A 13,578-nucleotide genomic window follows, 5' to 3' on the forward strand; every position below is an offset into this window, starting at 1 on the left:
GAGCGGCTGCCGCTTTCGTGGCTGGACGGGCGCAGCAAGGCCGGGGAGATCCCGCTCCGCTGTGTTCCCGGAAGAACGGTCCCGATGCCCAAAACCGCCGCGGTGGGCGCGCCGACGAGGCGTTGCGCGATGGTCCGCAAAGCCATCGCGACACTCACCACCTTCGCGCCACGCGGCGCGCCCCCACCCCTCGCTGTGAAGCGACGGGTGCACAACTCGGGCTCAGCGGAGCCGCGAGAGCGAATGGACGTGGCTGTTTGATAAGTGAAACGGACGTCATGTGAGGCAACGCGCTCGCCGCCCTCACTCCCGTCATGCGCGGGCTTGACCCGCCTGCGGGGCCGAAGCCCCTTCGGCGCGGCGGAGGCCCGCGCATCCATCGCGCGCGTCAGCGCGCCATGGAGAAGTTTATGCGAAGAGGATGTATTGCCGGGTCGAGCCCGGCAATGACGGCGCTTGGCATGGCCGCGCCTGATCCTCCAACGTCATCGCCCGGCTCGACCCGCTCGTCGATCCCGGCGAACATTCTAGAACGCCGTCGTCAGATTCGTCAGCCATTGCGGCGAGGCGGCGACCAGCGCGGCTTCGATCCGCTTGTCGGCGCCGGAGAGAATGGCAACGCCAATGGCGATGAAGGCGATCCCGAGCAGCAGCTTGCCGAGCTTGCCGGCCGACAGCAGCCGGCTGCGGATCGCCATCAGCGTCGCGCGCGAGACCCATCCGAGCGCGACCAGCGGCAGCGCCGCGCCGATGCCGAACACCGCCATGGTCAGCGCCACGGTCGGCAGATCGCGGCCCTGCGACGCCAGCAGCGACGCCGCGCCCAGCGTCGGACCGACGCAGGGCGACCACACCGCGCCGAGCAGCAGCCCGATCGCGAACTGGCCGGCCAGCCCCGAGCCTCGAGTCCCGCCTTGCGTCCCGCCGAAATACTGATCGGCCATGCCGGACAACGGGCTGCCCGCCGCGGCGAGCCGCGCCTGCGCCGCCGGCACCAGCAGGACGGCGCCGAGCGCGATCATGATCACCGCGGCGGCGGTGCGGAAGAAGCCACCGTCGAGGCCGATGCTGAAGCCGACGGTCGCCACCAGCAGCCCGATCAGCGTGAACGACAGCGCAAGTCCGGCTGCCAGCGCCAATGGACCGTGGCGGTGTTGTGCCACCGCAGCGCCGAGCACGATCGGCACCAGCGGCAGCACGCACGGCGACAGGATCGACAGCAGACCGGCCAGGAAGGCCAGCGCCAGCGCGGTCACGGCGTCACAGCGCCTTGCCGAGCAGGGTCGCGATCGAGGCCTCCTTGGTGTCGCCGACCGAGCGGCCCTGCTCGGTGGCGCCCTTGAACACGATCAGGGTCGACTGCATGTTGGCGCCGAATTCCTTCACGACCGGCTTCTGGCCGTCGAAATCGACCCGGAAGATCTTGAGCTTGGCGAATTTCGGATCGCCCGCGAGGCGGTCGATGATCGGCGTCTGCGCCTTGCAGGTCGAGCACCAGTCGGCGTGAATGGCGATCAGCACGGGCTCGCCGGCCGCCTGCGCCGCCTTGAAGGCGGACGGCGTGTAGGGCGTGACCGGATTGGCGAAGGCCGATGCCAGCGGCATCATCGCCGTCAGCGCGGTGGCGAGAATGGCGCGCGTGAACGTCTTTCGGGTCAGTCGAGCTTGAAACATGGCGAAATCCCTCTGCTGGCGACGCGCCTGCACCGGCTCGGCCGGTGATGCGTGCCCGAGTTACGAGAGGGGTCCGGCGAACGTTACCTGACCACGCCGGAAAAAAACCCGGGCTTGCGCCGCGGTGGCTTGACCTGGCTTTTCAGGAAGCAACGGGCGTTGCGACCGACATAGCCGGGCCTCGCATAGGTCCAGGCGCGGCATTTGTTGTCCTGCTCGCACGCCGCCTTGCAGGCCTCGTCGCCTTCGTTGTGCTTCAGCTCGAAATTGCGGTAGTCGCCGCCGAACCGGTCGATCGACGACTCGATCGAGCCGCTGCGTGGCTCGAGGACGCCGGCGCCGCGCACGCCGGACACGCAGCAATTATTCGGGCTGCGCTGCGGCACGCTGCTCTTCAGCCAGCAGAACGCGCCGTCCTCGGGCGCCTGCGGATAGGCGAAGGTCCAGGACCGGCAGCGGCGGTCGCGCTCGCACATCAGCGCGCAGTCGGCGGGGTCGTTGCTCGAAACCGGCGCGCGCAGATAATCCGCGCCGGGCCGGTCGAAATTGGCCTGCGCCTGCGCCACGCGCGGCGCCAGCACCGCCGCAGCAACGGCAAGCACGAGTATCAATGCCCTGAGCGGGCCGCCTCGCCGCATCCACACCCGCTTTCGAATTGAGCCCGAATCCCCGCCGATCGGTGCACCAATACAGGACCGGACCGCCACACCAAAAAGGCATCTGACGGTCGCCTACCTGTACGTGCGATGAACGGGCTTCCCTCGCCAACCGGGGCTCAGAACGCGTATTCGTCGTAAGCCGGCTCCACCGAACCGTGCCAGGCGCCGTTGAACTTCTCCAGCATCTCCTCGGCCGGGGTGCGGCCGGACGCGATGATCTCGTCGAGCGGTGCGAGGTGGCGCGATTCGTCGTTGCCGAACGAATCGATCCGGCCGCGTCGGCGAAGCCCGGCATGCGCCAGCACCAGACAATCCCTGGCGATCTCGAACAGGAAGCGGTTGCGGATCTTGGCCTTGAAGCCGAGCCGCGGGACATCGTCACGCAGCGCCTGACGTTCCCAAGCGTCCCAGCCCCTGACGATCTCCCAGGCCGCATCCAGGCTGGCGTCGTCGTACAGCAGGCCGACCCAGAACGCCGGCAGCGCCGGCAGCCGGCCCCACGGCACGCCGTCGGCGCCACGCATCTCGAGATAGCGCTTCAGCCGCACCTCTGGAAAGATCGTCGACAGATGGTTGGCCCAGTCCGACAGCGTCGGCCGCTCGCCCGGCATCTTGTCGTTCTTGCCGTCGAAGAAGTCGCGAAACGACGAGCCGGAGACGTCGATGTAGTCGTCGCCGCGCTTGACGAAATACATCGGCACGTCGAGTGCGTAGTCGACCCAGCGCTCGAAACCCATGCCGTCCTCGAACGCCCACGGGATCATACCCGAACGGGCATTGTCGGTATCGCGCCAGATTTCGGAGCGAAACGACAGGAAGCCGTTCGGCTTGCCCTCGGTGAACGGCGAATTGGCGAACAAGGCGGTCGCGACCGGCTGCAGCGCAACGGAGACCCGCAGCTTCTTGACCATGTCGGCTTCCGACGCGAAGTCGAGATTGGTCTGCACCGTGCAGGTGCGGTACATCATGTCGAGGCCGTAGCGGCCGACCTTCGGCATGTAGTTGGTCATGATCTTGTAGCGGCCCTTCGGCATCACCGGAATGTCGTCGCGCGACCAGGACGGCGTCATGCCGAGGCCGAGGAAGCCGATGCCGAGCGGCGCTGCGACCTCGCGGACCTGCGCCAGATGCGCCATCAGTTCGGCATGGGTCTGGTGGACGTTGTCGACCGGCGCGCCGGACAATTCGAACTGGCCGCCGGGCTCGAGCGAGATCGCGCCGCCGCCGGTGACGTCGTGCAGCCCGATGATGTGCGGACCTTCCATGATCGGCTCCCAGCCGAGCAGGATCTTCATGCCCTCGAGCAGCGAGCCGATGCCGCGCGCGCCTTCGTAAGGCACCGGGCGATGGCCTTCGAGCGTGAACGGCGTCTTTTCGTGCTCGGTGCCGATCCGGAATTCCGACGGCGGTTTGACGCCCGCCTCGATCCACGCGACGAGTTCGTCGCGCGAGTTCAGCGGCGTCATATCGATCTGGTCACGCGCCATGAGAATTCCGGAAGCAACGCGCGGGGATCGTCTGCGCAAGGTGGCGGGGGTCGCGGGAGACAACAACCGCGAGCGAAACGGGGGAACTCTGTATCATCGCGACGACGCGGTGTCTCGCGCAGCCGGCACGGCCGCGGCCCCGTCGCAGGAGCAGCCCAGCCGGTCGAGCAGGCCACACAGCCGCATCGCGTCGGCGTCGGTCAATTTCGAGCCGACGTGTTTTTCGATCGCGGCCGAATAGGCGGCCCACATCTTCTTCTGCAACTCGCGTCCCGCCTCGGTGATTTCCACGAACTGGCCGCGCTTGTCCATCTTGCATTCGCGCCGCGCCGCCAGCCCCTCATCGACCAGCCGGTCGATCAGGCGCGAGGTCGAATATTGCGGGATCAGCATCTGCTTCTCGAGCTCGACCGGACGCATCTCGCCGCCCGGCGCGCGCGATAATTCGAGCAGCGCGTCGTACCAGGCGAGCGGCGGGAAGCCGGCCTTCTTCAATTCCAGTTCGACCGCGTCCAGCACCCGGCTGCGGACCCGCATCAAGCGGACCCAGGCCGCGGTCGCCTCAGTCGACGGTTTGCGCTTCATCGCTCCATCCATCGTGCAGACCGAGTGTAGCGCAACATATGCAATTGCATCAATCCAGACTTGTCAGGCAGGCACGCTCGCTGGAATCCCGACGGACCCGGTTCGGCCTGGCGGCCTCACGCGCCGAAGCCGGTTCGCGTGAGGCGACGCTACGTGCCGACCGTTGCAACCGGGGGAGGGAGCGAGCCGTTGGTGCCCGCCCCACGAGCCGGCGCGCGGCGCGGACGACAGGATCAGCGCGGCTCGAAATAGTCCAGCGGGATCTTGAGATAGCCGCCATCGGATTCCGGTGCGGGCTTGCGCCGGCCGATTCGGCCCGCACGCACGGGCGCGATCCTTCACGGATCGCGCCCGTGGGCGGGACTCAGGCGCGCGCGGCCTTCATCATCCACAACTGCTTCTGATGCCAGGCGAGGCGGTCGGTCAGAAGCCCGACGGTCGGCTCGTCGCCGGCCGCCTGCGCGGCGGCGGTCGCGGTGCGCAGGTCGTCGGCGAGCCGCTCGTGCCCGGCGATCACTGCGGCCACCATCGCATCGGCCGATTGCACCGCCGCCGGAGGTTCGCCGGCAAGCGCGGTCAGTTCGGCGAGCGAGCCCGGCGCACAGGCCCCGAGACTGCGGATCCGTTCGGCGATGTCGTCGAGCGCCTTCCAGAGATCGTTGTACTGCTCCTCGAACGTCGCATGCAGCCGACGAAAATCCGGACCGACGACGTTCCAGTGGTAGCCATGGGTCTGGATGTAGAGGCCGAACGTCCGTCCCAGGATCCGGGACAGGCTGTCGACATTGGCTTGCGGGACTGCGGTCATAGCTTGGTCCTCCTTCAGGTGTTCAGGTTCGGGTTGCCGACAGCCGACATCTAGGGCCCCCGAGTTTAATTGGGGAAATTGATTATTTCTGTGATTGTGATAGATTTTTCCAATATGAAATCGAATATCACCCTTCGCCAGCTCGGCTTCCTGGTCGCCGTCGCCGACACCCTGAATTTTTCGCGGGCGGCCGAGCAGTGTTTCGTGACACAGCCGACGCTGAGCGCGGGACTGAAGGAGCTCGAAGACCGGCTCGGCGTCGTGCTGGCTGAGCGCACCAAGCGCTCGGTGATGCTGACGCCGGTCGGGGCGGTGATCACCGCACGCGCACGCGCGGTGTTACTGGCGGCGCGCGAGATCGAAACGCTGGCCGCCGCCCAGGCCAGCCCGGACTCCGGCGAACTTCGGCTCGGCGCCATCCCGACCATCGGGCCCTATCTGATCCCGCGGGCGCTGCCCGAGATCCGCCGCGCCTTTCCCCGACTCAGATTGCTGATGCGTGAAGAGATGACCGAGCCGCTGCTCGATGGGCTGCATCACGGGCGACTCGATCTGATCCTGTTCGCGCTGCCGTTCGAGACCAGCGGCATCGAGATCATGGAGCTGTTCGAGGACGGCTATCACCTCGCCGCGCCGCCCGGCAGCTTCGGGCCCGAGCCGGTGCGCGTGTCCCAGCTCGACGGGGCCCGACTGATGTTGCTGGAGCGCGGCCATTGCCTGCAACGCCACGCGCTGAGCGCCTTCCCCGACCACGACATCCAGCAGGACGAGAGCTTTTCGGCGACGTCGCTATCGACCTTGATCTCGATGGTCAGTGAAGGGTTAGGCATTACGCTGCTGCCGGATCTGGCGCTCGACGCCGGCGTTCTCGGCGGACAGAAGGTGGCTATCGCGCCGCTGCCGGACGCCTGTCCGCGCAAGGTGGTGTTGGCGTGGCGGACGACATCTGCCCACACGGAATTGTTTCGCAGCCTCGGCGATATCTTCCGGCGCACCCGCGAACTGGTCCGCGCCCCGCCGCATTGATGCAAATGCATCGAACTTGACCCCGCTCGCGCAACTGCATCTAATCACAGCCGTTGCCTCCAATCGCCGAAGAGAAGGAACCTCCATGAAGCTGTATTACTCACCCGGAGCGTGCTCGCTGTCGCCGCACATCGCGCTCAGCGAGTCCGGCCTGCCGTTCGAGCTGGTCAAGGTCGACCTCCGGGCGAAGAAGCTGGAAAACGGCGACGACTACACGCAGATCAACCCCAAGGGCTCGGTCCCGGCGCTCGGCCTCGACGACGGCAGCGTGCTGACCGAAGGCCCGGCGATCGTGCAGATGATCGCCGACAAGGTCGGCGGCGGCAAGCTCGCACCCGAGAACGGCACACCCGAGCGCTACCGGCTGCAGGAATGGCTGAATTTCATCTCCACCGACCTGCACAAAAGCTTCGGACCGCTGTTCTCGCCGGTGCTCGGCGACGATGCCAAGCAGTTCTTCAAGGACCGCATCGTCAAATATTTCGCCTATGCGGACAAGCAGCTCGCCGGCAAGGACTACCTGATGGGCTCGCAATTCACCGTGGCGGACGGCTATCTGTTCGTGATCCTGAGCTGGGCCGAGCGGATGAAGATCGACACTTCCTCCTTCGCCAACCTCAATGCCTACAAGGCCCGGGTCGGCGCGCGGCCGCAGGTGCAGGCGGCGTTGCAGAGCGAAGGACTGTTGAAGAAGGCGTGAGGCGAGCCCCGACAACCCGGAAGGACCGGCACGCGGCCGGCCCTTCCGATCGCCACGTCCGGGCTATCGGGTGATCCGCCAGAAGCTGACGCCGAGCCCGAGCGTGCGAGTCGGCAAGCTCAAGCTCCCCGCGGAATCCACCTGGGCGGTGAACTGCTCGACGCGCTGCAGCTCCGGGGAGGGATGGCTCGGCAGCGTCAGAAAAGCCTGCAGATTGCTGGTCCGGGCATCGATCAGATAGCGCTCGACAGTCACCGTGGTCGCGGCGAAAGGCAGCGCTCGCAGTTCGGTGGTGAAGCTCTGCGCGGTGCCGGCCTCGTCCGTGAACGACGGATTGTAGTTGACCACCACGACGCCGGCGGAGTTCGCATCGCTGGCGGCGAAGGCGCCGAGGTCGGGATTGCTCGCGGACAGGCCGGACACCGGCCGGCGCGCGCCCGACATCATCGCGAACATGCGAAAGACATTGGCGGGCGGCTTCGGATAGTACGCGCCGTCGAGCTTGTGGAGCAGGCTGGCCTGGTTGATCGTCCCAGTCGCGGCTTCGCCGACTGCATCGGTGTACTGGAGATAGGAACCCAGCGCCACCTTGTTTGCGACGGCTTCGGCCAGGAAGGCGGCGGCCCAGGCGGCGCCCTTGTGCGAATAGTTGATGTCGCTCGACAGATCGGCGGACGGCCCCCACTCGGATACGAACAGTTTGACTTCCGGATGTCCCGCCGCGGTCAATTTCTCTCGCATTCGGGCGGTCATGTAACCGAGCGCGGTCGTCGGCCCGTCGGGGCCGTTGCGGAAGTCGCCATAGTAGTGAAATGAAAAATAGTCGAGCTTGGAAACGTTGAACTGCCCCGACGCGGTGTTGGCATCGAACATGTGATCGATGAATCGATCTTCCAGGGTCGAGAGTTTGGCATGCGTGGTCGGGTCTTCGGCCGACCGGAACGAGTGGCCGGCGAGCGCCGGCCCCGCGATCTCGATGGTCTTGCCCGGATAGGTCGCCATGAAATTCGTGTCGGCGAGGACGCTCGCAACGGCGTCCGCATAGACCTTTTGCAGTGGCGCGACCGCGCGGGTGACCCGCCGCACATCGTCGAGGAACGGGTAGCCATCCGCTCCCCAAATGTCGGGAAAAGCGACCCTGAAGGTCGCAGGATCCATCCACCAAAGGACACGTCCCCAAGGACCGAGCGGCGGATAGCCCAGCACGACCGGATTGTCGGCGTATGAGCATCCCCAGGAACATTGGGCCACCCAGGCCAACCATTCCTGGTAGGACAGCGGCGCGCCCTCATCGATATCCAATTCGTTGCTGACTTCGAAAATGATCGAGGACGCTCCGCCGTCGAAAGATCGGGCCGCGGCATATTGGACAAGTTGCCGTGCATAGGACCGGTAGCGCTCCAGGATCGTCTGCGGCCAGGTCTCCGCGGGGCCATAGGCGGCGAAGCTGAGCGGCATGAAGTAGGCCACCGGGAAATGCAGCGATAGCCCGTGCTGGAGGGCCCAGTCGATCGACCCCGTCAGATTGTCCCAGACGCCGGGCGGGCTCGGCCTGAACACGCCGTCGCCGTCGAGATCGCTGTAGACGTCGGCCTGGAGAATCCGCATGCGCTTCATTCCGAGGCCGGACAGCGTCGGCTGCAGCGGCCCGAGCGAAGCGAAATCGTGCGGCGCGTGCGCGCCCTGGAACAGGCCGCGCAAAGTGGCGAGATCGTCGCCGCTGTCGCTCTCCGCGACGATCCCGGCGGCGTCGATCACCAGCGATGCGGCGCCGGCCGGCGTCGGCGCGATCTGCAAGAGAGCCGCCACGAACCAGCATCCGGCGCAAATGATGACCGACCAGCGCGTTCGCGTGGACGTGAAGTTCTCTGGTTCGAGCACAACAGCCCCCGAATGTCGCAACAGCGCGGTCCGGGAACCTAGTGTTGTGTGATGTCGATCATACGACGTGGGGTTGTCGTTTCGATGCTCGACGTCGAACGAAGAGGGCCGGATCGACGATCCGGCCCTCCCTTTCGGCCTTCGAAATCGATGCGACGCGTGACAGCACCGCGGCGCACTCTCCCTCCCGCAGGCCGGAGAGAACGCAGGTCGTTTACGCCGCCGCCTGCTTCTTCGGGGCGAAGCGCTGGTAGAAGGTCTCGCCGGTCTTGGCCATGTCTTCGAGCAGCTTCGGCGGCGTGAAGCGCGAGCCGTATTTGCCTTCGAGCTTGTGGCAGAGCGCGACGAACTCCGTGGTGCCCATGAAGTCGATGTAGCTCAGCGTGCCGCCGGTGAACGGCGCGAAGCCGAAGCCGAGGATCGAGCCGACATCGGCCTCGCGCGGATCGGTGATGACGTGATCCTCGACGGTGCGCGCCGCTTCGACCGCCTGCACCACCAAAAAGCGCTGCTTGAGCTCCTCGACGTCGACGGTGTCGGGATCGACGTGCTTGGGCTGCAGCGCGCCGATGCCGGCCCACAGCGCCTTCTGGCCTTTGCCCTTCTCCGGATAGTCGTAGAAGCCCTTGGCGTTCTTGCGGCCGAAGCGGCCCTGCTTTTCGACCATCTCGACCATCAGCTTCTTCTGCTGCTGATCGACCGCCTGTTCGCCGAGATCGGCCTCGGTGGCCTTCATGATCTTGAGCACCAGATCGAGCGCGACCTCGTCGGCCAGCGACAGCGGCCCGACCGGCATGCCGGCCATCTTCGCCGCGGTCTCGATCATCGGCGCCGGGATGCCTTCCATCAGCATCTCGAGGCCTTCGGCGGTGAAGCGCAGCACGCAGCGGTTGGCGAAGAAGCCGCGCGAATCGTTGACCACGATCGGGGTCTTGTTGATCTGGCGGGTGTAATCGAGCGCGGTCGCAAGCGCGACGTCGCCGGTGTTCTTGCCGACGATGATCTCGACCAGCATCATCTTCTCGACCGGCGAGAAGAAGTGGATGCCGACGAATTTCGACTGGTCCTTGAACTCTTCGGCCAGCGAATTGATCGGCAGCGTCGAGGTGTTGGAGGCGAAGATCGCGCCTTCCTTCAGCAGCGGCTGCGCCTTGGCGTAAGTCTCCGCCTTGATCTTGCGATCTTCGAACACCGCCTCGATCACCAGGTCGCAATCCGAGATCGCGTTGTAGTCCGGCGTCGCGGTGATGCGCGACATCAGCGCCTCGGCGTCGGCCGGCTTGGCGCGGCCCTTGGCGATCAGCCCGTCGATCACCGACTTGCAATGCGCCTTGCCCTTGTCGGCGCTTTCCTGATCGCGGTCGATCAGCACCACGTCGATGCCGGCCTTGGCCGAGACGTAGCCGACGCTGGCGCCCATGAAGCCGGCGCCGATGATGGCGAGCTTCTTGACCTTGGTGGGCGGCACGCCCTGCGGGCGGCGCGCGCCCTTGTTCAGCTCCTGCATCGACAGGAACAGGCTGCGGATCATCGCCGCGGCTTCCTTGGTCTGCAGCACCTTGGCGAAGTAGCGTGACTCGATCCGCAGCGCGACATCCATCGGCACCAGAAGGCCCTCATAGACGCAGCTCATGATGGCGCGCGCGGCCGGGTAGTTGTCGTAGGTCTCGCGGCGATAGATCGCGTTCCCCGCCGGAAACATCATCATGCCCTGCTTGGAGAACACCGGGCCGCCGGGCAGCTTGAAGCCCTTCTCGTCCCACGGCGCCACCGCCTTGCCGCCGCCCTTGATCCGGTCCTTCGCGGCCGTGATCAGATCCGCCGCCGGCACCACGGCGTCGACCAGCTTCCAGGCCTTGGCCTTGTCGAGCTTGATCTGATCGCCCTTGAGCAGGATCGTCATCGCGTCCTGCGGCGAGACGATACGCGGAATCCGCTGGGTGCCGCCGCCGCCCGGGAACAGGCCGACCTTGATTTCGGGCAGGCCGAGCCGCGACTTCGGATTGTCGGCCGCAACGCGATAATGGCAGGCCAGCGTCACTTCGAAGCCGCCGCCGAGCGCCAGGCCGTTGATCGCAGCGACCCAGGGCTTACCCGAGGTCTCGATGCTGCGCAGGATCTGCGACAGCTTGCGGCTCTCGTCGAACAGCATCTGCTTCGCGGCTTCTTCGCCCTTGTCCTTCCGGATCTGCGCGAACTGCTTGTTCATGGTTTCCAGCATTGCCAGGTCGGCGCCGGCGCAGAACGACTCCTTGGCGGAGGTGATCACCACGCCCTTGACCGCGGCGTCCTTGGTGGTCTGCTCGACGATCGCGCCGAGTTCCTCGATGGTCCTGGTATCGAGCACGTTCATCGAGCGCCCGGGCAGATCCCAGGTCACCAGCGCGATGCCGTCGGAATCGGTCTCGATCTTGAAGTTGCTGTAGCTCATCGCGGTGTGCTCCGGTTCTAACTGATTAGCTAAACGTTGCTTAAGAGATGCTGACTAGGCTCCGGCCTTCAAAAGTCCGAAAGCGAGGCGAGTGATGAGTTCCGCGTGCGCCGAGTGTCGCGACGACATGTCGATCCCCTTCGAGATGAAGATGGCTTTCCAGCCGATCGTCGATCTGTCGGCGCAGCGGGTGTGGGGCTACGAGGCCCTCGTGCGCGGTCCGAACGGCGAGCCAGCCGGCACCGTGCTGTCGCAGGTCTCCGACGAGATGCGCTACCGCTTCGACCAGGCCGCCCGCGTCCTGGCGATCGAAACCGCCGGTGCGCTGTTCCCCGACACCGACACCAAGCTGTCGATCAACTTCATGCCCAACGCAGTGTACGAACCCAACGCCTGCATCCAGAAGTCGCTGGCTGCGGCGAAGCGCGCCGGGTTCCCGCACCGGAACCTGATGTTCGAATTCACCGAGAACGAGCGGATGGTCGATGTCGCTCACGTGATCAAAATTATCGAGGCTTACCGCAAGCTCGGCTTCCTCACCGCGCTCGACGATTTCGGCGCCGGCTATGCGGGCCTCAGCCTGCTCGCCAAGCTGCAGCCGGATCTGATCAAGATCGACATGGAGGTGCTGCGCGATATCCATCTCAGCCGCGCCAGGCAGGCGATCGTGGCAGGCATCGTCGGCATCGCCCGCGAACTGGACATCCGCGTGCTGGCCGAGGGCGTGGAATGCGAACAGGAATGCGCCGTGCTGCGCGCCGCCGGGATTTCGCTGTTCCAGGGTTATCATTTCGCCAAGCCCGCTCTGATGGCTCTGCCCGAGGTGCCGCTGCTGAAGCCGTCGATCGACGTCAAAGCTGCCGTGTAGCGACGTAGGGTGGGCAAAGGCGCGAAAGCGCCGTGCCCACGCGAACGACCGAGACCGGGATGGTGGGCACGCTTCGCTCTGCCCACCCTACGGCCCCGATGCAGCCGATCACACCCGCTCGATGATTGTCGCGGTGCCCATGCCGCCGCCGATGCATAGCGTCACCAGCGCGGTCGATTTGTCGGTGCGCTCGAGCTCGTCGAGCACGGTGCCGAGGATCATCGCGCCGGTGGCGCCGAGCGGATGGCCGAGCGCGATCGCGCCGCCATTGACGTTGATCTGGTCGTTGTCGATCTCGAACGCCTGCATGAAGCGCAGCACTACCGAGGCGAACGCCTCGTTGAGTTCGAACAGGTCGATGTCGCCCTTCTTCATGCCCGAACGCTCGAACAGCTTCTTCGTCACGTCGACCGGGCCGGTCAGCATCATCGCCGGCTCCGAGCCGATATTGGCGAAGGCGCGGATTTTCGCGCGCGGCTTGAGGCCGTGCTTCGCGCCGGCTTCCTTGCTGCCGAGCAGCACCGCGCCGGCGCCGTCGACGATGCCGGACGAGTTGCCGGCGTGGTGGACGTAGTTGACCTTCTCGATTTCCGGATGCGACTGGATCGCCACCGCGTCGAAACCGCCCATCATCGCCATCGCGGCGAATGACGGCTGCAATTGCCCGAGCGACTGCATCGTCGTGGTCGGGCGCATGTGCTCGTCCTTGGCCAGAATGGTCAGGCCGTTGATGTCCTTGACCGGCACCACCGATTTGTCGAACCGGCCCTCGTCCCACGATTTCGCGGCGCGCTGCTGGCTCTGCACCGCGTAGGCGTCGACGTCGTCGCGCGAGAAACCGTATTTGGTCGCGATCAGGTCGGCCGAGACGCCCTGCGGCATGAAGTAGGACGGCACCGCCATCGACGGGTCCATCGGCCAGGCGCCGCCCGAAGCGCCGATGCCGATACGGCTCATCGATTCCGCGCCGCCGCCGATCACCAGTTCGTGCTGGCCGCTCATGATCTGCGCCGCGGCGAAGTTCACCGCGTCGAGACCCGACGCGCAGAACCGGCTGATCTGGATGCCGGGAACGGCTTCGCCGAGGCCGGCGTTCATCGCCGCGAACCGCGCGATGTCGGAGCCGGCTTCACCGACCGGATCGACCACGCCCATCACGACGTCGTCGACCACGTCCTGCTTCAGGTTGTTACGTTCCTTCAGCGCCTTCAGCGGCACGGTGGCGAGCGCCAGCGCGGTCACCTCGTGCAGCGAGCCATCGGCCTTGCCGCGGCCGCGCGGCGTGCGAACGTGATCGTAGATATAGGCTTCGGGCATCGGTTCTCTCCCGTTTCGGTCCGCGCTCAGAGTGCCGGACGAATTACACAATCGCATGTCGATCCGTCGTTGCGAGGAGCGAAGCGACGAAGCAATCCAGCTTTTGCTTGCAGCACTGGATTGCTTCGCTGCGCTCGCAATG

At 65.8% G+C, this 13,578-nt stretch carries 12 protein-coding genes; 3 read left to right on the top strand and 9 right to left on the bottom strand.

Annotated elements, in window-relative coordinates:
- Positions 1-527: 527 nt before the first annotated feature.
- From ACTZWT_RS20520 to ACTZWT_RS20545, 6 genes are all read right to left on the bottom strand, one after another.
- The gene (locus tag ACTZWT_RS20520; RefSeq protein WP_444771532.1) at positions 528-1,256 is read right to left on the bottom strand and encodes a cytochrome c biogenesis CcdA family protein; all 729 of its coding nucleotides are present in this window, start codon (positions 1,254-1,256) and stop codon (positions 528-530) included.
- 4 nt (positions 1,257-1,260) lie between these two features.
- Positions 1,261-1,674: a thioredoxin family protein gene (locus ACTZWT_RS20525; RefSeq protein WP_444771533.1), complete on the bottom strand. Its 414-nt coding sequence runs from the start codon at positions 1,672-1,674 to the stop codon at positions 1,261-1,263.
- Positions 1,675-1,757: 83 nt separating this feature from the next.
- Complete coding sequence (locus ACTZWT_RS20530; RefSeq protein ID WP_444771728.1) at positions 1,758-2,312, bottom strand: PAN domain-containing protein; 555 nt, start codon at positions 2,310-2,312, stop codon at positions 1,758-1,760.
- A gap of 137 nt (positions 2,313-2,449) precedes the next feature.
- Complete coding sequence (locus ACTZWT_RS20535; protein ID WP_444771534.1) at positions 2,450-3,820, bottom strand: glutamate--cysteine ligase; 1,371 nt, start codon at positions 3,818-3,820, stop codon at positions 2,450-2,452.
- A 93-nt stretch (positions 3,821-3,913) separates the two neighbouring features.
- A complete protein-coding gene (locus ACTZWT_RS20540; protein WP_444771535.1) occupies positions 3,914-4,405 on the bottom strand; it encodes a MarR family winged helix-turn-helix transcriptional regulator in 492 nt (163 codons plus the stop codon).
- 364 nt (positions 4,406-4,769) lie between these two features.
- Positions 4,770-5,213 carry a Dps family protein gene (locus tag ACTZWT_RS20545; RefSeq protein ID WP_444771536.1) on the bottom strand — a complete coding sequence of 148 codons (444 nt, stop codon included), beginning with the start codon at positions 5,211-5,213 and terminating at the stop codon, positions 4,770-4,772.
- 114 nt (positions 5,214-5,327) lie between these two features.
- On the opposite strand from ACTZWT_RS20545, the gene ACTZWT_RS20550 reads away from it, so the two are divergent.
- Positions 5,328-6,239, top strand: a complete 912-nt coding sequence (locus ACTZWT_RS20550; protein WP_444771537.1) for a hydrogen peroxide-inducible genes activator — start codon at positions 5,328-5,330, stop codon at positions 6,237-6,239.
- A gap of 85 nt (positions 6,240-6,324) precedes the next feature.
- Positions 6,325-6,939, top strand: coding sequence for a glutathione transferase GstA (gene gstA / locus ACTZWT_RS20555; protein WP_444771538.1), 615 nt, complete (start codon positions 6,325-6,327; stop codon positions 6,937-6,939).
- A 63-nt stretch (positions 6,940-7,002) separates the two neighbouring features.
- Here the strand turns inward: gstA and ACTZWT_RS20560 are convergent, their stop codons facing one another.
- A complete protein-coding gene (locus ACTZWT_RS20560; protein ID WP_444771539.1) occupies positions 7,003-8,748 on the bottom strand; it encodes a hypothetical protein in 1,746 nt (581 codons plus the stop codon).
- A 286-nt stretch (positions 8,749-9,034) separates the two neighbouring features.
- Positions 9,035-11,251, bottom strand: a complete 2,217-nt coding sequence (locus ACTZWT_RS20565; RefSeq protein WP_444771540.1) for a 3-hydroxyacyl-CoA dehydrogenase NAD-binding domain-containing protein — start codon at positions 11,249-11,251, stop codon at positions 9,035-9,037.
- Positions 11,252-11,345: 94 nt separating this feature from the next.
- Here ACTZWT_RS20565 and ACTZWT_RS20570 point away from each other — a divergent pair, with 94 nt between their 5' ends.
- Entirely contained in the window at positions 11,346-12,119 is a 774-nt protein-coding gene (locus ACTZWT_RS20570; RefSeq protein WP_444771541.1) for an EAL domain-containing protein, read from the top strand.
- Positions 12,120-12,227: 108 nt separating this feature from the next.
- Here the strand turns inward: ACTZWT_RS20570 and ACTZWT_RS20575 are convergent, their stop codons facing one another.
- On the bottom strand, positions 12,228-13,436 hold the full coding sequence (locus ACTZWT_RS20575) for an acetyl-CoA C-acetyltransferase (RefSeq protein ID WP_444771542.1): 1,209 nt from the start codon (positions 13,434-13,436) through the stop codon (positions 12,228-12,230).
- Positions 13,437-13,578: the final 142 nt, after the last annotated feature.

The organism is Rhodopseudomonas sp. NSM (genome assembly GCF_052445935.1).
In the GTDB taxonomy this organism is placed as follows: Bacteria; Pseudomonadota; Alphaproteobacteria; order Rhizobiales; family Xanthobacteraceae; genus Rhodopseudomonas.

What these genes read in the sequence shown, in the direction of transcription:
- ACTZWT_RS20530 (WP_444771728.1), bottom strand. Translation starts at nt 2,312, where the DNA reads ATGCGGCGAGGCGGCCCGCTCAGGGCATTGATACTCGTGCTTGCCGTT.
- ACTZWT_RS20570 (WP_444771541.1), top strand. Translation starts at nt 11,346, where the DNA reads ATGAGTTCCGCGTGCGCCGAGTGTCGCGACGACATGTCGATCCCCTTC.
- ACTZWT_RS20535 (WP_444771534.1), bottom strand. Translation starts at nt 3,820, where the DNA reads ATGGCGCGTGACCAGATCGATATGACGCCGCTGAACTCGCGCGACGAA.
- ACTZWT_RS20550 (WP_444771537.1), top strand. Translation starts at nt 5,328, where the DNA reads ATGAAATCGAATATCACCCTTCGCCAGCTCGGCTTCCTGGTCGCCGTC.
- ACTZWT_RS20545 (WP_444771536.1), bottom strand. Translation starts at nt 5,213, where the DNA reads ATGACCGCAGTCCCGCAAGCCAATGTCGACAGCCTGTCCCGGATCCTG.
- ACTZWT_RS20565 (WP_444771540.1), bottom strand. Translation starts at nt 11,251, where the DNA reads ATGAGCTACAGCAACTTCAAGATCGAGACCGATTCCGACGGCATCGCG.
- ACTZWT_RS20525 (WP_444771533.1), bottom strand. Translation starts at nt 1,674, where the DNA reads ATGTTTCAAGCTCGACTGACCCGAAAGACGTTCACGCGCGCCATTCTC.
- gstA (WP_444771538.1), top strand. Translation starts at nt 6,325, where the DNA reads ATGAAGCTGTATTACTCACCCGGAGCGTGCTCGCTGTCGCCGCACATC.
- ACTZWT_RS20540 (WP_444771535.1), bottom strand. Translation starts at nt 4,405, where the DNA reads ATGAAGCGCAAACCGTCGACTGAGGCGACCGCGGCCTGGGTCCGCTTG.
- ACTZWT_RS20575 (WP_444771542.1), bottom strand. Translation starts at nt 13,436, where the DNA reads ATGCCCGAAGCCTATATCTACGATCACGTTCGCACGCCGCGCGGCCGC.